Source organism: Clostridium kluyveri (assembly GCF_001902295.1).
In the GTDB taxonomy this organism is placed as follows: Bacteria; Bacillota; Clostridia; order Clostridiales; family Clostridiaceae; genus Clostridium_B; species Clostridium_B kluyveri_B.
In genome coordinates, this window is the sequence record NZ_CP018335.1 from 1,585,437 (window position 1) to 1,604,603 (window position 19,167).

General features: G+C 33.0%; 17 protein-coding genes. 15 read left to right on the forward strand and 2 right to left on the reverse strand.

Features of this window, described 5'->3' with window-relative positions:
• Both trpA and BS101_RS07825 read left to right on the forward strand, forming a co-directional pair.
• Positions 1-792: a tryptophan synthase subunit alpha gene (gene trpA, locus BS101_RS07820; RefSeq protein WP_073538324.1), complete on the forward strand. Its 792-nt coding sequence runs from the start codon at positions 1-3 to the stop codon at positions 790-792.
• Positions 793-895: 103 nt separating this feature from the next.
• A complete protein-coding gene (locus BS101_RS07825; RefSeq protein ID WP_073538325.1) occupies positions 896-1,156 on the forward strand; it encodes a metal-sensitive transcriptional regulator in 261 nt (86 codons plus the stop codon).
• Positions 1,157-1,176: 20 nt separating this feature from the next.
• Here BS101_RS07825 and BS101_RS07830 read toward each other — a convergent pair whose 3' ends face one another.
• Both BS101_RS07830 and BS101_RS07835 read right to left on the reverse strand, forming a co-directional pair.
• The gene (locus tag BS101_RS07830) at positions 1,177-1,629 is read right to left on the reverse strand and encodes a threonine/serine exporter family protein (RefSeq protein WP_073538326.1); all 453 of its coding nucleotides are present in this window, start codon (positions 1,627-1,629) and stop codon (positions 1,177-1,179) included.
• A complete protein-coding gene (locus tag BS101_RS07835) occupies positions 1,626-2,396 on the reverse strand; it encodes a threonine/serine exporter family protein (protein ID WP_073538327.1) in 771 nt (256 codons plus the stop codon). Before BS101_RS07835 ends, BS101_RS07830 begins: the two co-directional genes overlap by 4 nt.
• Before the next feature lie 162 nt (positions 2,397-2,558).
• Between BS101_RS07835 and glyA the strand changes: the two genes are divergently transcribed.
• The 13 genes from glyA to hisD all read left to right on the forward strand — a co-directional run bounded on the left by glyA (position 2,559) and on the right by hisD (position 19,163).
• Positions 2,559-3,794 (forward strand): serine hydroxymethyltransferase, encoded by a 1,236-nt coding sequence (gene glyA, locus BS101_RS07840; RefSeq protein WP_073538328.1) that lies wholly within the window; start codon positions 2,559-2,561, stop codon positions 3,792-3,794.
• A gap of 155 nt (positions 3,795-3,949) precedes the next feature.
• A complete protein-coding gene (locus tag BS101_RS07845; protein ID WP_073538329.1) occupies positions 3,950-4,195 on the forward strand; it encodes a hypothetical protein in 246 nt (81 codons plus the stop codon).
• A 116-nt stretch (positions 4,196-4,311) separates the two neighbouring features.
• Complete coding sequence (locus BS101_RS07850; RefSeq protein ID WP_073538330.1) at positions 4,312-8,085, forward strand: phosphoribosylformylglycinamidine synthase; 3,774 nt, start codon at positions 4,312-4,314, stop codon at positions 8,083-8,085.
• Positions 8,086-8,202: 117 nt separating this feature from the next.
• The gene (locus tag BS101_RS07855) at positions 8,203-8,910 is read left to right on the forward strand and encodes a lantibiotic protection ABC transporter ATP-binding protein (RefSeq protein ID WP_073538331.1); all 708 of its coding nucleotides are present in this window, start codon (positions 8,203-8,205) and stop codon (positions 8,908-8,910) included.
• 1 nt (position 8,911) lies between these two features.
• Positions 8,912-9,664: a lantibiotic immunity ABC transporter MutE/EpiE family permease subunit gene (locus tag BS101_RS07860; RefSeq protein WP_073538332.1), complete on the forward strand. Its 753-nt coding sequence runs from the start codon at positions 8,912-8,914 to the stop codon at positions 9,662-9,664.
• Position 9,665: 1 nt separating this feature from the next.
• Positions 9,666-10,451 (forward strand): lantibiotic immunity ABC transporter MutG family permease subunit, encoded by a 786-nt coding sequence (locus tag BS101_RS07865; RefSeq protein ID WP_073538333.1) that lies wholly within the window; start codon positions 9,666-9,668, stop codon positions 10,449-10,451.
• A gap of 14 nt (positions 10,452-10,465) precedes the next feature.
• The gene (locus BS101_RS07870; RefSeq protein WP_073538334.1) at positions 10,466-11,125 is read left to right on the forward strand and encodes a response regulator transcription factor; all 660 of its coding nucleotides are present in this window, start codon (positions 10,466-10,468) and stop codon (positions 11,123-11,125) included.
• Positions 11,116-12,492 carry a sensor histidine kinase gene (locus BS101_RS07875; RefSeq protein WP_073538335.1) on the forward strand — a complete coding sequence of 459 codons (1,377 nt, stop codon included), beginning with the start codon at positions 11,116-11,118 and terminating at the stop codon, positions 12,490-12,492. Before BS101_RS07870 ends, BS101_RS07875 begins: the two co-directional genes overlap by 10 nt.
• A gap of 124 nt (positions 12,493-12,616) precedes the next feature.
• Complete coding sequence (locus BS101_RS07880; RefSeq protein ID WP_073538336.1) at positions 12,617-13,486, forward strand: DegV family protein; 870 nt, start codon at positions 12,617-12,619, stop codon at positions 13,484-13,486.
• A 204-nt stretch (positions 13,487-13,690) separates the two neighbouring features.
• The gene (locus BS101_RS07885) at positions 13,691-15,685 is read left to right on the forward strand and encodes a methyl-accepting chemotaxis protein (RefSeq protein ID WP_073538337.1); all 1,995 of its coding nucleotides are present in this window, start codon (positions 13,691-13,693) and stop codon (positions 15,683-15,685) included.
• A gap of 250 nt (positions 15,686-15,935) precedes the next feature.
• On the forward strand, positions 15,936-17,111 hold the full coding sequence (locus tag BS101_RS07890) for an ATP phosphoribosyltransferase regulatory subunit (protein WP_073538338.1): 1,176 nt from the start codon (positions 15,936-15,938) through the stop codon (positions 17,109-17,111).
• 74 nt (positions 17,112-17,185) lie between these two features.
• The gene (gene hisG, locus BS101_RS07895; protein WP_073538339.1) at positions 17,186-17,845 is read left to right on the forward strand and encodes an ATP phosphoribosyltransferase; all 660 of its coding nucleotides are present in this window, start codon (positions 17,186-17,188) and stop codon (positions 17,843-17,845) included.
• Positions 17,846-17,855: 10 nt separating this feature from the next.
• Positions 17,856-19,163: a histidinol dehydrogenase gene (hisD, locus tag BS101_RS07900; protein WP_073538340.1), complete on the forward strand. Its 1,308-nt coding sequence runs from the start codon at positions 17,856-17,858 to the stop codon at positions 19,161-19,163.
• Positions 19,164-19,167 lie beyond the last annotated feature (4 nt).

Consider the following 19,167-nt stretch of genomic DNA (forward strand, 5'->3'; position numbering starts at 1 on the left):
ATGAACAGAATTGATTTTAAATTTAAAGAGTTAAAAGATCAAGGTAAAAAAGCACTTATACCTTTTGTGACAGCAGGAGATCCTAGTCTGGATACTACAGTTAATATTGTGCTTGAAATGGATAAAAAAGGAGCGGATATAGTGGAGATTGGAATACCCTATTCTGATCCACTGGCAGATGGCCCTATCATACAGGGTTCTTCTCAAAGAGCAATAGAGGGAGGGGCTAAAATTAAAAATATTATGGAAACTATAAAAAAAATAAGGGAAAAAAGTGAAATTCCACTTGTGTATTTGGTGTATTATAGTTCTATATTCAAATATGGTGTGGAAAGGTTTGTATCTGAGGCCTCTGCCGCAGGCATAAATGGAATTATAATACCGGATCTTCCTATAGAAGAAAGGGGAGATATAATGGATATAGTGGGAAAATATGAAGTTCATTTAATACCTCTTGTAGCACCTACTTCAAAAAGAAGAATTAAGGAAATAGCAGGCGGAGGCTCCGGCTTTGTATACTGTGTATCTAAAAATGGGGTAACTGGAGTGGAGGAACAAATCAAAACGGATATTAAAGAGTATATGGAGCTTGTAGGCAGTTATACAAAACTTCCTAAAGCTTTGGGATTTGGAATTTCAGGACCTGACATGGCAAAAGCCTTTAAGCCTTATTGTGATGGAATAATAATAGGAAGTGCTATAATTGATATTATATATAAATGTAGGGATGAAAAAGAAATATTAGACAAGGTAGGTGCATTTATTTCAGAGGTTAAAAAGAGTTTGGAATAAGGGGTAATCATTTTTTTTATGTCACTTATAGGTTATAATATATACTAAACCTTAAAGTTTTGAATTAGGGTCATTGTATGTATTAGGTTTAGGAGTGATATTTTTGGAAGAAAGAAAACAGATTCAGACTAGATTGAGAAGAATAGAAGGACAGATAAAAGGCATTGAGAAGATGATTGAAAGTGATATATGCTGCAGGGATATTTTAATACAAATTGCAGCGGTGAGGGCAGCAGTAAACAAGGTAGGAGGTCTGGTACTTAAAAATTATGCCAGAACCTGCCTGGTAGAAGATGAAAATAATAAAGCTAAAAATGATAATATAGAGGCTTTTTTAGAAACTTTTACTATGTTTCTAAAGTAAACAGTATAAAAGCAGAAGGATTAAAGTTGATTCATTTTAAAAAGTTTTCTTCTAAAAAGCGCAGCGGCCTTGAATATGGAGGATACTAAAAATATACCTACAGCTATAGTTCCTGCAATCTCCAGGGTGTTAAGGCCTGTAGACAGTGATTCATTTATATGGCCCTGTATAGACTGGAGCATGGTATTATACATTCCCCACCCTGGAACTAATGGAATAATTGAATATATTATAAAAGTTGTTGCAGGAGTTTTCAGCACTCTAGCCATTATTTCTGAATAGATGGATGCAAATACTGAAGCTGTGAAAAAACACAGTAGGCTGGAAGAATTCACATAGTGTGAAGAAAGTAGATAAAAAAACCAGGTAAATCCTCCACCTAAGGATGAAAATATTAAATTTTTCCCCCTTACATTTCCAAGTATACTGAATGATAAAGTGGCAATTAGGATATATATAGAATTTATTATCATAGAGCTATTCCTCCTATAACAAACCATAGTTTTAATACAACTCCTGTGCCTATGGCAATGGCTACAGCCACTAGAAAGGCTTCTATTCCCCTGGAAATACCAGAGATCAAATCCCCTGCAATGGTATCTCTTATGGCATTTGTTATGGAAAGCCCTGGTACCAGAAGCATAATGGAACTTATTATTATGGTATCTCTGTTAGAACCTATATTGTATTTAATGCTTATAAGTGCTATTAAAGCAGCTATAGAGCCGCATAATGTGTTTATAAAAAACTCATTTGCCCTAAGAAAATTAAGACTTCTAGAAGTTAAATTTATTAAAAGTCCTATAAAAAATGCTACTATAGAGTCTTTTATGTTCCCTCCGAAGGCAAAACAAAAAAAAGTTGTGGCTAGTCCTGAAAATAATAAGGTTATTTTGAGATTATAGGGACTAGAGGATTCAATTTTATTTAGTTTGATCTCCACTCTATATAGAGAATAATTATTTTTTTTTATATTTCTTGACAGGTTATTCACCCTGGATATTTTTTCTAAGTCCAATGTTCTATGGCGTACTCTTTTTATTACTGATATGGTTTGGCCGCATTCATCAGAGGCGGATACTATAATTACGTTTAAAGTTACAAAAGCATCTATACTGAATATACTATAACTGTTTCCTATTCTGGTTATGGTTTCTTCAACCCTATATATTTCAGCTCCGCTTTCCAGCATTATTTTTCCGGCATAAGCTGCCATATGTACTATTTTATCAACGTTCATAGATGATATTCTCCTTGCATGGAATAAATGATGAGATTATTATATCATAAAATTTGTGTTTATTATTCACAAAGTATACTTGTGTAAATTGAAGTTATAAAGTAATATGGTAATGAAACTGAAGGATTATAAAACTTATATTTTCAAAGGAGTGAATAGTACATGGATTTTAATGAGTTAAAAAATACTGATAAAGATATCTATGGAATAATTGAGGAAGAATGGGAAAGACAAAAAAATGGTATAGAACTCATTGCTTCTGAAAATTTTACAAGTAGAAGTGTAATGGAAGCCATGGGATCCTTTTTAACAAATAAATATGCAGAAGGGTATCCAGGCAAAAGATATTACGGAGGATGTTACATAGTAGATAAGGCAGAAGATTTGGCAAGAGACAGGATGAAAAAACTTTTTAATGCAGAGCATGTAAATGTACAGCCTCATTCAGGTTCACAGGCAAACATGGCTGTTTATATGTCTGTTTTAAAGCCGGGAGATACAGTTCTTGGAATGAGTCTAAATCATGGAGGTCATTTAACTCATGGAAGCAAAGTAAGTTTTTCAGGTAAATTATATAATTTTGTTTCCTATGGATTAAATAGTGATACGGAAATAATTGATTATGATGAAATGAGAGAATTGGCACTTAAACACAAGCCTAAGATGATAGTTTCCGGTGCCAGTGCCTACCCAAGGAAAATAGATTTTAAAAAGATAAGGGAAATATGTGATGAAGTGGGAGCCTACATGATGGTAGATATGGCCCATATTGCAGGGATTATTGCTGCAGGAAGACACGAATCTCCAGTACCTTATGCAGACTTTGTTACAACTACTACCCATAAAACATTGAGAGGACCTAGGGGAGGGGCAATAATATGCAAGGAAAAATATGGCGCTGCCCTTGACAAGACCATATTTCCAGGAATACAGGGAGGACCTTTAATGCATATTATAGCTGCCAAGGCAGTTTGTTTTGGAGAGGCACTAAAGGATGAATATAAGGAATATATAGATCAGGTAATAAAAAATGCCGAGGTCTTTGGAGAAGAGTTGGTGAAGTACGGATTCAGACTTGTAAGCGGAGGCACTGATAACCACCTTTTATTAGTAGATCTTACCAATAAAAATATTACGGGAAAGGATTTGGAAGAACTTTTAGATAAGGTAAACATAACTGTAAATAAAAATGCCATTCCTTTTGATAAGTTAAAACCAAATGTTACAAGTGGTATTAGAGTGGGAACTCCAGCTGTAACTACCAGAGGATTTAAAGAAGAGGAAATGAAAAAAGTAGCTTATTTTATCAACAAAGCGGTGGAAAATAAAGAAGGGGACTTGTCAGCTATTAAAAAGGAAGTAATAAAATTATGTGAGGCTTTTCCTCTTTATGAATAAGTCATTTTTAAATTTCAACTGTCTGTTTTAGCACAGGCAGTACTTTTTTGAAATTAAATTAAAGTTTAGGGTGTATTTATTTTTACAAAGCTAATAATATTCTAGAATATTTATGAATACAATTTATTAAAATAAATATAATGGGGTTGAGCTATATGATAAAAAAAGGAACTTTTATTGAAGTAAAAATAGTACACCATAACGAAAATAAAAACACAGTTAATGTGTTTTTAAGAGGAAATTGCTTGAAAAGCTGTGAGGTAGGAGAATATACAGAAATACTCACAACTACAGGTCACATAGCTGGAGGCATAGTTTCTGAAAATAACTTTTTTTATAGTTCTTTAGCTTCAAATGGTAAAAATATACAAGGGATACTTCTTATTAGAGAAAAAAGATAAGACTATACTGCATATTGTTCACAAAAAAATATATATATGATATAATATATGCGAATAATTTTGATAAAAATATAATAAACGTTCGAAAAAAAATAATAAAACAAGGAGAAAGTGCAATGAGTGTTAAAAGACTGTTCGTAGAGAAGAAAAAAGGATTTGACATAGAAGCTCAGGGACTTCTCAAAGATATTAGAGAAAGTCTTGGTATTTATCATTTAGAAGATATAAAAGTAGTAAATCGTTATGATATAGAAAATATAGATGATAGGGAATATGAAAAATCCAAATATATAATATTTTCGGAAAAAACTGTAGATAACATATATGAAGAAGAAATAGATATGGAAGAAAATACGAAGGTTTTTGCTGTAGAGTATCTTCCCGGCCAGTATGATCAGAGAGCGGATTCTGCATCTCAATGTATTCAAATATTAACTCAGAGTGAAAAGACACAGATTGCATCTTCAAAGGTATATATTCTCTATGGGGATATATCAGAGGAGGAATTTGTAAAGATAAAAAATTATTGTATAAATCCTGTGGATTCAAGGGAAGCCTCTTTGGAAAAGTTAGACAGCTTGGAAAGTGAATTAGTTATACCAGAGTCTGTGGAAATATTAGATGGATTTATAGAAAAAGATAAAGAAAAACTTGAGGAATTTATAGAAACTAAAGGTCTTGCCATGAGTATAGAAGATTTAATCTTCTGTCAGAGGTATTTTAAAGAAAAAGAGGGAAGAGATCCTACTATAACGGAAATAAAAGTAATAGATACATATTGGTCCGATCACTGCAGACATACTACTTTTATGACCGAATTAACTGATGTATCCATTGAAGATGGAAAGTTCTCAACTCCCATAAAAAACACTTATGAAGACTATTTAAAATTAAGAAATAGAATATATACTGAAAATAAAAAACCTGAATGTCTTATGGACATAGGCACCATTGCTGTGAAAAAATTGAGAAAAGATGGAAAACTAAAAGATTTAGATGAATCAGATGAAATAAATGCATGCAGTATAGTTGTAGATGCAGATATAAATGGGAAAAATGAAAAATGGCTTGTAATGTTTAAAAATGAAACCCATAACCATCCCACAGAGATTGAGCCTTTTGGAGGAGCTGCAACCTGTCTTGGAGGGGCAATACGTGATCCACTGTCTGGAAGATCCTATGTATATCAGGCCATGAGAGTTACAGGGAGTGGAGATCCAAGAACCAAGGTGGAGAATACACTGAAAGGAAAACTCCCACAGAAGAAAATAACCCTAGGAGCGGCAGAAGGGTATAGTTCCTATGGAAATCAGATAGGCCTTGCAACTGGAATGGTTTCTGAAATATATGATGAAGGATATGTGGCAAAGAGAATGGAAATAGGTGCAGTTATAGCTGCAGTTCCCTTTGAAAATGTAAAAAGAGAAAAACCCGTAACTTCCGATGTAATAATACTTTTAGGTGGAAGGACAGGAAGAGATGGCTGTGGCGGAGCCACAGGTTCTTCTAAAAAACATACAGAATCTTCAATACTCACATCTGGAGCAGAAGTACAAAAGGGTAATCCAGTCACTGAAAGAAAAATTCAAAGGTTATTTAGAAAGCCAGAGGTAAGCAAGCTTATTAAAAGGTGTAATGACTTTGGTGCAGGAGGAGTATCTGTAGCCATAGGGGAACTTACAGAAGGGCTTGAAATAAATTTAGATTTGGTACCTAAAAAGTATGAAGGTTTAGATGGAACTGAACTTGCCATTTCAGAATCTCAAGAACGTATGGCAGTGGTTGTATCGAGAGAAAATCAGGACAGGTTTATAGAATATGCAAGGCAGGAAAATTTAGAGGCAACTAAAGTAGCTGATGTTACAGGGGATAACAGATTAAAGATGTTCTGGAGAGGGGATGCCATTGTAGATTTAAGCAGAGAATTTTTAGATACCAATGGAGTAAGGGCATCAGTGGAGGTTAAAGTAAAATCTCCTGAGGATAAAAGCTATTTTCAGAAAAATATTTCAGATAAAAAGTATGAAAATAATAACATAAGAGAACTGTGGATTAAAACTTTAAAAGATTTAAATGTGTGCAGTCAAAAAGGACTGGTGGAGAGATTTGACAGCAGCATAGGTGCTTCTACTGTACTTATGCCTTTTGGAGGAAAATATCAGGATACCCCTACAGAAGCTATGGCAGCAAAATTGCCTGTATTAAATGGAGATACCAATACTGCCACAATAATGAGCTATGGGTATAATCCAGATATTGCTAAGTGGAGCCCTTTTCATGGAGCAGTTTATGCAGTGGTGGAATCTGCAGCTAAAATTGCAGCTTCAGGAGGGGATGTAAATAATATAAAACTTACTTTTCAGGAGTATTTTGAAAAACTTGGCAAAGAGCCGGAAAGGTGGGGGAAGCCTTTTTCTGCCCTGCTTGGAGCCCTTTATGCCCAAGAACAATTTGGCATAGCAGCTATAGGTGGAAAAGACAGTATGTCAGGAAGCTTTAAGGATATGGATGTTCCACCTACTTTAGTTTCATTTGCAGTTAGTACAGCAAGAGCTGACAAAATTATATCCCCAGAGTTTAAAGGTTATGAAAATTATGTAGTGGTTATACCTGCATTAAGGGATGAATTTTCTCTTCCAGATATTAAAAAACTCAAAGAAAATTATGGCATCATAAATAGTATGATTAAAGAAGGTCAAGTGTTGTCTGCCCATACCGTAAAAAGTGGGGGAATATGTGAAGCTGTGAGCAAAATGAGTTTTGGAAATAGAATTGGGATGAAGTTTAAAGATGATATAAGTTTCAAAGAATTATTTTCTCCAGAGTATGGTTCTATTATACTAGAAATAGATTCAAAAATAGATGTTGATGAAAAGCTTAAAAACACAGGGTTTAAACTCATTGGATTTACTCAAAAAGATCAATTTATAGAAGTAAATGGAGAAAAAATATCTATTTTGGATATGGTAGGTTCTTGGGAGGAAAGTCTTGAAAATATTTTTCCTACTTACGTTCCAGAAGAAAATAAGAAAATAGAAGTAGAATATTTTAAAAGAAATAATAAAATTTCTCCCGCCGTAAAAATAGCAGTTCCAAAGGTGATTATACCTGTATTTCCTGGAACTAATTGTGAATATGATACAGAAAAAGCCTTTAAAAAAGCAGGGGCTCAAGTAGAAACTGTTATAATCAAAAATTTGGCAGGCACGCAGATAGAGGAATCTGTAGATGCAGTTGTAAAGGGAATAAATTCTTCCCAGATTATTATGCTTCCCGGAGGATTTAGTGCAGGAGATGAACCGGAGGGTTCAGGTAAATTTATTGCCACCTTTTTTAGAAATTCTAAGATAAAAGAAGCCGTAATGGAGTTTTTAAATAAAAGAGATGGCCTTATGCTTGGAATATGCAATGGCTTTCAAGCCCTTATAAAATTAGGACTTGTACCTTTCGGGAAAATAAGAGATATAGATGAGTCTTGTCCTACCCTTACTTACAATAAAATAGGAAGACACGTATCTACCATAGTAAACACAAAAGTTATTTCCAATTTATCTCCATGGTTTAATAATGCAGAGGTAGGAGATATTCATTCCATAGCAGTTTCCCATGGAGAGGGAAGATTTGTGGCGGCAGAGGATGTTATTGACAAACTCAAAATTAAAGGTCAGATAGCAACACAATATGTAGATCTAAATGGCAATGCCAGCTGTGATGTTAGATTTAATCCAAATGGTTCCTACTTTGCAGTAGAGGGTATAACAAGTCCAGATGGGAGAATACTTGGTAAAATGGGACATTCAGAAAGAATAGGAGAAAATGTATTTAAAAATATTCCAGGGGAAAAAGATCAAAAGTTATTTGAGGCAGGAGTGAACTATTTTAAAATTTAAGTTATTCCTTATGTTATATAAAGGTGAAGTGTAAAAAGCTTCATCTTTTTTATTATTCCTTATAGAATCCTTATAATTATAGATTATTATTTAATCGAACAGGAGGATAGATTAATAATGAATGATTTAATTTTAGAGACTAAAGGGCTTTGTAAAAATTTTAAAGGACAAATGGCGGTAAATAATATATCGCTCAGAGTTAGGCGCAATTCTATTTATGGATTGCTTGGGCCAAATGGAGCGGGAAAGTCTACAATATTAAAGATGATAACCGGGATGCTGCGTGCAAGTAGTGGAGAAATTTTATTTGAAGGTCATAAATGGAGTAGAAGTGATTTGAAAAATATGGGGGCTTTAATAGAGAATGCACCGCTTTATGGAAATCTTACTGCAAGGGAAAATTTAAAGGTGCGTACAATAGTACTAGGATTACCGGATAGGAGAATTGATGAAGTACTTGAAATAGTGGATTTGAAGAATACAGGCAAGAAAAGAGCGCATCAATTTTCTATGGGAATGAAGCAGAGGCTCGGAATTGCAATTGCACTTTTAAATAATCCAAAGCTTTTGATCTTAGATGAGCCTACTAATGGACTGGACCCTTTTGGTATACAAGAACTTCGTGAATTAATTCGATCTTTTCCGGCACAGGGGATTACAATAATACTATCAAGTCATATATTGAGTGAAGTTGAACAAGTAGCTTGCCAAATTGGGATTATCTCAGGTGGAATTTTAGGGTATCAGGGGGATATGAAAAAGGGAGAAGACCTTGAAAAGTTGTTTATAGAGGTTGCAGGAAAATACAGAAGGGATGGGGAATAGCATGGGAGCTTATTTTAAATCAGAGTACTTGAAAATAAAACACACCTTTATAGGAAAACTTATCTTTATTGCCCCCTTTTTGCCAATAGCACTGTCCTTTGTTTTAACCACAAGATATTTTGAAATTGACAGTTACAATTGGTGGTATGTAATGCTTTTTCCAGGAATGATATCTTTATTATGTACATTAGTTGTTGTTAAAGATAAAAAAATGAAAAATACGGCAGTGCTTTCCTTACCTGTAGATTTAAAAAAGATTTGGATGGCAAAAGTGCTTGCATGTGTATGCATGATTGTGGTTGCATCTATGATTCATTTATTTGGCTCTGTATTCATAGGAAATGTTTTAGGAATAGGAAAATTTGGAAGTATTCCCATGATAAATGCAGTATTTGCAAGTATAGTTTTAATAATAACATTTCTATGGCAGATACCTTTATGTATGTTTTTAGCAAGCAAGATAGGAATGTTTTCTACAGTATTAATTAATATTGTTTGTTGTTTTATATTGGGAGTGATGACTGCTGTTAGTGATACACTATGGATGATACCCTATGCAGTTCCATCAAGACTTATGATTCCAATCATAAAAGTTTTGCCAAATGGGCTTAGAGCTATTCAAGAGAGTGAGACTTTTAGAACGGAATTATTATCGGACAGCGTTATATTACCTGGTATTATAATTACAGTTAGCTTATTTGTCATACTTACATTTGCCACTGCAAACTGGTATAAAAAACAGGAGGCGAAGTAATATGTGCACACCTATTAAATTTATAAAATCCGATTTCTATAAAATCCGTCGTACTGCAATGTTTTGGATACATATTATAGTTCCAATATTGATTTCATTATTATTTGTTGCATATTATGGAACTTCAACTGCAGCAGTAGATAATGTTTCTAAGATGGGGCTGTATATGCAAATTTTATCCGTGGGATTTCCACTAATAATTGGAATTGTCTGTGCCATGGATGTGGAACAAGAATACGATGCAGGGAACTTTCAGGGGCTCCTGATGTCAGAACACAAGCTTTTAAGCTTTTCAAGTAAAATATGTATGCTGCTTTTTATGGCATTTTTTTCTCTTATTATTGCCATCGGCATTTTTGTATTAGGATTGGAATTTTTAGTTCATAAGGATGTATTTAATTTCTATATTTATGGAAATATAATTTTGATTTTATTATTTAGTCAAATATTTTTGTATATACTACACTTATTATTAAGTTTTTGTTTTGGAACAGGAGTCTCCATAGGACTTGGAATAGCAGAAAGTCTGGTTTCAGCTCTTATGCTTACAGGACTTGGAGATGTAATAGGCAAATGGATTCCGTGCAGCTGGGGCGGCAGAATAATTCAAAATTATATTATATTGAATAGTGATGTATATGATATTAATGTACTACTGTATAAATTTCAGGGATTATATATGAATGAATTTAAATTAGGAATATATATTTGTGGCATTGCAACTATCATATTGTTTTTATTAAGTTTAATATGGTATAACTATTTTGAGGGAAGAAGTGAAAATTAGAAGGAAGTGATAGTATGGCGAATATACTGGCAGTTGATGATGAAGAGGGAATTCTTAAAATTATAAAAACAGCACTTTCAAGAGAAGGACACAGGGTTACCACGGCCTGCGATTTTTCATCTTTCCCTGTTGAAAGATGTTTGGATTATGATTTGATTTTACTAGATGTGATGATGCCAGATATAGATGGGTTCACTCTTTGTAAAAACATTCGTGACATAGTAGATTGTCCTATTTTGTTCCTGACTGCAAAGACTATGGAGGAAGACATTGTAAAAGGACTTGGCATGGGTGGTGATGACTACATCACAAAGCCCTTTGGAATCAATGAACTGCGCTCAAGAGTGGCAGCACACCTTAGAAGGGAACACAGGGAAAAACATAATAGTTTTATTGTATCTGGAGTGAAGTTCAGACTTTCGGCAAAAGAGGTGTTTATAGAAGAAAAACAGATACCTCTTACAAAAAGTGAGTATGAAATCAGTGAATTCCTTGCCATAAATCATGGGCAGGTGTTTTCAAAGGAAAAAATATATGAGACTATATTTGGTTTTGACGGTGAAAGTGACGGCTCAGCTATTGTTGAACATATAAAAAACATAAGGGCGAAGTTTGCAAGGGCAGGTTCTTCTCCAATTGAAACAGTTTGGGGGATTGGATACAAATGGGTTTAAAAGGTAAAAAAAGTTTGAAAGGTATATTTATCAGATATATATTATGCTTTTGTCTCGCAACAATTTTACTTTTAGTAGTATATTCATTTTTAGTTGTTGTGATGATTGAAAAGCATTTTATATTACCTGCCAATTATTCAGAGAAGAAGATTGAAGAAAACAGCAGTGCCATTTTGAATGCAGATAAGGTGACTAAAAATTTAATACCTCAGGGATGTAATTATGGTGTTTATGATGAAAAAGGCAGTATGCTTTATGGAAGTTTTACAGTTGAACAAGCTAAGCAAGCATGGAGGGCAATGAAGAATAATCAAAATATTATTTTTGGAGATCGCTATTATAAGGTATTTCATAGAAAAAAAGACATTTGTATTATTCAATATTCTATTAAGGCACAATTTGAATCACCTTTAATTAGAAAACATTTGGCAAATGTAGAGTTGTTAGGAGTAGTTTTATTTTTGATATTATTTATAGGAGAAGTTGTTCTGCTGGCAGTGGCATTTGGAAAATACCTATCTAAAGAGATTAAAGTTTTAATTGAAGTTTCAGATAACATAAAGAGAAAGCATCTTGACTTTGAGCCTAAACATTCTGATATTCATGAAATTGAAGAAGTCATTAATTCTTTAGATGATATGAAAAATGCATTAAAGGAATCTTTAGAAAAACAATGGGATATGGAAAAATTAAGGAAAAATCAAATTTCTGCATTGGCACATGATATAAAGACACCGCTTACCATAATAAAAGGAAATTCGGAATTAATGAAGGAAGATGGTAATATAAAATATAATGACTATATTTTAAAAAGTGCAGATGAAATTGAAAAATACTTAAGAATTCTTATAGATATTACAAAATCAGAAGATACACTGATCTTAAAGCAGGTTAAAATAAAGACCAAAGCATTTTTTGAAAGAATTGTAGATAAGGAAAGTGCGTTAGCTTCTGAAAAAAATCTTGAACTCATAAGTGAAGTGGAAAGTGCACCTGAATTTTTTTATGGGGATGAAGAACTTTTATATAGGGCTATTATGAATGTAATTTCAAATGCAATTGAGTACTCCCCGGAGTTTGGAAAATTGATTTTTAAAATTTATGGATGTAAAAATGAACTTGAGTTTTCAATTGAAGACAGTGGACATGGATTTTCAGAGGAAGAACTGAAATTTGCAGCAGAGCAGTTTTATAGGGGAGACAAGAGTAGAATTTCAAAGAATCATTATGGCATGGGACTATTTATTACAAATTCATTTATAAAGTTAAGTGGCGGAATTATGAAATTATCAAATTCTGAACAAATTGGCGGCGCAAGGGTAATTTTGAAAGTACCATCATTATCCAAATCTATCACAACCAATTAAGGGAATCAAGTGTCCGCTGGAACTTGACACAGATAAATTATTGTAATTTGTTGTTTATTTTAAATACCTATGGTTTAATTGAATTAGTGGAAAATAATATATTATGCTGGGGGGAGATGTGTAGATGACAAAGCCCATAATTATGACGGATGCCAGTTGTGATTTGCCAGGCAGTTTTATTATGGAAAAGAAAATTCCCTTTTTAGGTTTAATCTGTAACTTCAAGGGCAAGGATTATGAGGACAGTTTTGGAGAGTCTTTGAGCTACAAGGAATTTTATGAAGGATTAAGAAAAGGTGAATTACCCTATACATGTCAGATAAACGAATATAGATTTACTGAAAAATTCAAAGAACTGCTAAAGGAGAAAAGACCTATAATATACATAGGCCTGTCCTCAGGAATAAGCGGTACTTTCAACAGTGCAAAGCTGGCAAAGGAAGAGGTGTTAAGCCAATTTGAAGGTGCTGATATAACTTTAATAGATAGTAAATCAGCATCAATGGGGCTGGGTATTTTAGTATATAATGCTTATTATATGGCAGAGAATGGGTGCACTAGAGATGAAATTGTAAACTGGGTGGAAAGTAATAAACTTAAAATGAACCATTGGTTTATGGTGGAAGATTTAAAATATTTAAAAAAAGGAGGGAGGATACCTTCATTTAAAGCTAATGTAGGCTCTCTCTTAAATGTAAAACCAATTATGTGTATTCAAGAAGATGGAACTTTAAAAAGTGTAGTTAACCTTAGGGGGAGAAAAAAGGCAATTAAATGTATTGCAGAGAAGTTTAAAGAAAAAAGTATGTATACGGAAAATCAGATTATAGGTATTTCACATGGAGATTGTTTAGAAGATGCAATGTTCCTTGAAAAAATTATAAAAGAAGACTTTCCAAATAATAAATTTATTATAAATATACTGGGATTTGGTATGGCTGCTCACTGTGGATGCGGCACCCTTTCTTTGTTTTTTCTGGGAAATGGAAGATAGATTATTTTAAATTATGGTTCACCAGAGATACTGGAGACTTAGCTTCCTTAGCATAATAAGGATTTGCTTAGTCTCTTTTTATTTTTATGTGAGTATTTTAAAAGAAATATAAAGTTTACATTGTTTTAATACACTTTACATTCTTAAATTATATACTATTTTTAATTATTGGATATAAACCGATTTTTTAAAAGGAGGAAATCTATGAAAACTATTAAACATAAGATAATATTGGTAATCTCAATTACATGTATATTAAGTCTATTGGTGTCTTCAGCAGTCAGTTATTTTATATTTTACAATTCTATAATTGGAGAATCTAAAAATAAGATTTCAGCACAGTCGGATAAATATGCGGAAATTATTAATGGTTGGATTGAGGGGCAGGGAAAAATAGTAAGTGAGATTGGTGATAGTATACAACATATGGGAACTTCAGATGATAAAAAACTTTTGGAGTATTTAAAGAAAAAAACAGATTCAAATTCTTATTCTCTAGCAGTATATGTAGGTTTTAAGAATAAAAAATATTTAGACGGTTCCGGATGGGTGCCTGACAATACATTTGTGTGTACTGAAAGAATATGGTATAAAGATGCTGTTGAAAAAAGAGCACTGACCTATTCCGAACCATATGTGGACGCAGAAACAAAGAAAATGGTAGTATCCATATCTAAACCCATAATAGAAAATAATGAAGTGGTTGCAGTTGTAGGTTCTGATATCAGATTAGATACAATCACGAGTATTATAGATAAGGCAAAGCCTATAAGTAATAGCTATGCTTTTTTAATTGATAATAAAAATAATTTTATGGTTCATCCTAATAAGGATTTTAAGCCCACAGCAGAGGGAGCTAAAAATATTACAAAAGTAATGGATGGACATCTTTCAAACATATTGAATAAAAATATAATTTTGAATCAGGATTATGATGGCAAAGAAAAGTATTTTACTACTTCAAAAATTAATTCCTGTAACTGGACAGTCGGTTTGGCAGTGCCTAAAGCTCAATTGGAAAAACCATTGAGAGAATTAATCTGGTGGTTGACATTAGTAATTGGTGCTTCATTAATATTAGCAGTGTTGATTTCCATGTATTTTGGCAAAAGGATAGGAGATCCCATATTATCTCTGGTGAAAGTAGTAAATAAAGCTTCAAATTTTGATTTGACTTCAGATCATAGATTTGATTATCTATTAAAAAGAAAAGATGAAATAGGACAACTTGCAAATGCATTTAATATTATGAAGGAAGAATTAACCGGATTAATCGAGGATATATCACATAATTCCCAAAAGATGAGTATAGAAAGTAAAGAGTTCTCTGAAATTGTGAAGGAAATATCTTCAAAAATTCAGGAAACAGGCAGTGCTGTAAGAAGTATAACAGATGTTGTACAGGAGTCAGGTGCAGTATCGGAAGAAATCAGTGCATCTATAGAAGAAGTGGATTCTAGCATAAATGAGCTTTCAGGTAAGGCCGAGGAAGGAAGCAATAATGCAAATGAATTTAGACAAAGATCTGAGCATATAAAGGCTAAAGTCAAATCCATTATAGAAAATATTCAAAATTTATATAATGAGAAAGAAGAAAATGTAATAAAGGCAATTGAAGATGGGAAGGTGGTGGAAAATATAGTAATGATGGCAGATACTATTTCCAGTATAGCAGAACAGATAAATTTACTTGCCCTTAATGCATCAATAGAAGCTGCCAGGGCAGGACAACAGGGGAAAGGATTTGCAGTAGTGGCTGAAGAAGTTGGAAAGCTTGCAGAACAGTCTTCACAGGCAGTATCAGGTATCCAGGAGACTATTATAAAAGTCAAAGAGGCATTTGAAAAACTTTCTTATACCGCCAATGAGATATTACATTTTATAAATGGTGATATATACTCTCACTTTATGAGTTTTCAAGATATTGGAAATCAATATTATAATGATTCAGATTATACAAGTAGACTGTCTAATGAGATAGCGGCATTTTCCCAGCAGATTACCGCTACAATAAACCAATTAAGTGAAGCAGTTCAATTTATGGCATTAAATATACAAAATTCATTAGGAGATGCAGAAACAATAAGAACAAATATTGATAAAAATACTAGATCAATAGGACAAGTTGCTATAACAGCCCAAGGACAAACAGAAATGGCAGAAAAACTTAATAGAACAGTAAAGAAATTTAAAATTTAGATTCTGTTTAAAAATGGTGTTAATATTATGATAATCTTTAATAGAAGTGAAATCAGCTTCCATTAAAGATTATTATATTGATATCTATTTAAAAAAACATTATCTATATCTAATAATTTGTAAAATTAAAGTTACTTATAAATTTTTTATATATTATATTGCTATTTTCAAGATTAACTGATAGAATAGCATTAATAATTTAATTTAGCACTACATTGAATTAAAGCGATAAAATAAGGAAGTGATTTCTATGGCTAATTGGAGAAAATATATACCAGAGGGAACAAAGGATATTTTATTTCAAGAATGTAAAAAGAAAGTACAGATAGAAAATATATTAAGAGAAATTTATATAAATAGTGGATTTTTAGAGGTTAAATCCCCAACTTTAGAGTTTTATGATGTATTCAATATAGAAAATTCAACCTTGCCTCAGGAAAAAATATATAAATTAATTGATGGACAAGGAAGAATATTAGCTTTAAGAGCAGACATGACCACCCCTATTGCAAGAATTGTGGGGACTAAGTTAAAGGATGCAGTTTATCCTTTAAGGCTTTGTTATACTTCAAATGTATATAGAGTTAATGAGAGTTTAAATGGTAAAAATAGTGAAATAACTCAATCAGGAGTGGAAGTTGTAGGAATAAAGGATATTAATGCAGATGCAGAAGTGATTATAATGGGAATAAAAGCTCTTTTAAATTGTGGACTTGAAAATTTTAAAATAGAGATTGGCCATGCAGAGATGTTTAAAGCGTTGGTGGAAGATGTAAATCTTGATTATGAAGAGAAAGAAAAGTTGAGAGAAAGCATAGACACTAAGAACTTCACTGCGTTGAATGAAATTCTTCATGAAAATAAAGACAAATTTGAAAAAAGTTCTTTAAATATTTTAAAAGAACTTCCAAAGTTATTTGGAGGTATAGATATAATTGAAAAGACATCCTGTATCACTTGTAATAAAAGGGCCATAAGAGCTTTAGAAGATGTTAGAAAGGTGTATGAAATTGTAGAGAGTATAGGACTTGGGGAATATCTGTCCGTAGATTTAGGAATGGTGTACCATATAGATTATTATACTGGAATAATATTTAGAGGGTATACTCAGGGTTTTGGAGGAAACATACTAAGTGGGGGAAGATATGATAATTTGATAGCACAATTTGGAGAAAATAAACCGGCTACAGGATTTGCCATAGATGTGGATGGAATAATTAAATCCCTTCAGACAAATGGGAATTTTTCTGATAAAAATGATGAAAAAGTGCTTGTCTATTATAACAAACAAAATTTCAAAGAGGCATATGAAAGAGCACAAAGCCTCAGAGAGAAGGGAATAGTTGCAGAGATTACCCATTTTGATGAAGAAAAAGAGGCCAGAGAATATGCACATAGCAAAAATATGAAATTCTTAAAAATATAAAGTATTTAAAAGTAGACAATTAATATGTGGGTTGTTGTTTGTTTTTAGATACTTAAAGAAATGGAGAAATTGATATGGATGGTGAAAGAAAAATCAAAATAGCTCTAACTAAGGGAAGAATAGAAAAAGAAGCTGTAAAGATATTTGAAAGAGCTGGTGTAGATTGCAGTGAAGTTATAAATAAGGGGAGAAAACTTATTTTTCACAATATGGAAAGCAATATAGATTTTGTATTGGTGAAAGCTCCTGATGTACTCACTTATGTGGAGCATGGTGTAGTGGATGTGGGAATAGTTGGAAAAGATACTTTGCTTGAGCAGGATAAAAACTTTTATGAAGTGTTGGATTTGGGATTTGGAAAATGTAAATTTTCACTGGCTGGTCTTAAAAATTCTGATTTTTATTCAGGATATAACAGAAAAAAAATTGCCACTAAATATCCAAATGTAGCAAGGAGTTATTTTAGAAAGCTGGGGCAGGATGTGGAAATTATAAAAATAGAAGGATCTGTGGAACTTGCACCTATACTAGGGCTTGCAGATGCCATAGTAGATATAGTGGAAACAGGCAGTACCTTAAAAGAAAATGGTCTTGTTGTCTATAAAGATATATGCAGCATAAGTGCGAGGATGGTAGTTAATATGGCCAGTATGAAAATGAAAAAAGAAGAGATAGAAAAAATAATAAATAAGGTGCAAGTGCAGATAAATGAAATGGAAAAAGCTGCAAGGTAGGAGGGAGTCCATGAAAGAGGAAATCATAAGTATTATAAAAGCAAATACAAAAGAGGGAAAAAAATATTTTCATGACCTTAGAAATAAGGAGGAAGAAACACATAATAATGTGATTTTAGAAGTAAATGAAATACTTGAGCAGGTTAAGAAAAAAGGAGACACCTCACTTATAAAATATACTAATAGGTTTGACAGCTATAATGTGACAAAGGAGAATATGCTGGTAACCCAAAGCGAAACAGAAGATGCTTATAAATTAGTAGAAGATGAGTTTATAGAAGCGTTAAAAACAGCTTCTGAAAATATAATGTTTTTTCACCAAAAACAGAGAAGAAATTCCTGGATAACTACAAAAGAAGATGGAATAATACTTGGACAGCAAATAAGACCTTTGGAAAAGGTAGGCATATATGTACCTGGAGGAACGGCGGCATATCCATCTTCCGTACTTATGAATACTATTCCAGCCAAGGTAGCTGGAGTAGAAGAAATTATAATGGTGACACCTCCTATGAAAGATGGAACTATAAATCCTAGTATTTTGGTGGCTGCAGATATAGCAGGAGTAGACAAGATATATAAAGTGGGAGGAGCTCAGGCTGTAGGTGCACTGGCTTTTGGTACTGAGAGTATTAATAAGGTGGACAAAATAGTGGGGCCAGGAAATGTATTTGTAGCTATGGCTAAAAAAAGTGTGTATGGTTATGTGGACATAGATATGATAGCAGGACCTAGTGAAATATTGATAATTGCAGATGAGGGGGCAAAGGCGCCCTATCTGGCAGCAGACTTAATGTCACAGGCAGAGCATGATCTAATGGCTTCCTCCATACTTATTACCACTTCTGAAGATTTAGCCGAAGAGGTGAAAAAAGAGCTTGAAAAACAGATAGAACACTTAGAAAGAAAAGATATAATAAGAAAATCCTTGAAAGATCATGGAGTTATAATGCTGGTAGAAAGTATAGAACAGGCTTTGGATATATCAAATAAAATAGCTCCAGAACATCTGGAAGTTTGCATAAAGGATCCTTTTATGGTACTTGGGGATATAAAAAATGCAGGTTCTATATTTTTAGGGGATTTCTCACCGGAACCTTTAGGGGATTATATGGCAGGCCCTAACCATGTGCTGCCTACCAGCGGTACTGCTAGATTTTTTTCTCCTTTATCTGTAGATGATTTTATAAAAAAATCTAGTTTTACACATTATTCAGAGAAGGCACTTTTAAAGATAGGAGATAAAATTGTAAAATTGGCACAAGGGGAAGGGCTTACTGCACATGCTAACTCCATAATGGTAAGGAATAAAGCTTAAAAGG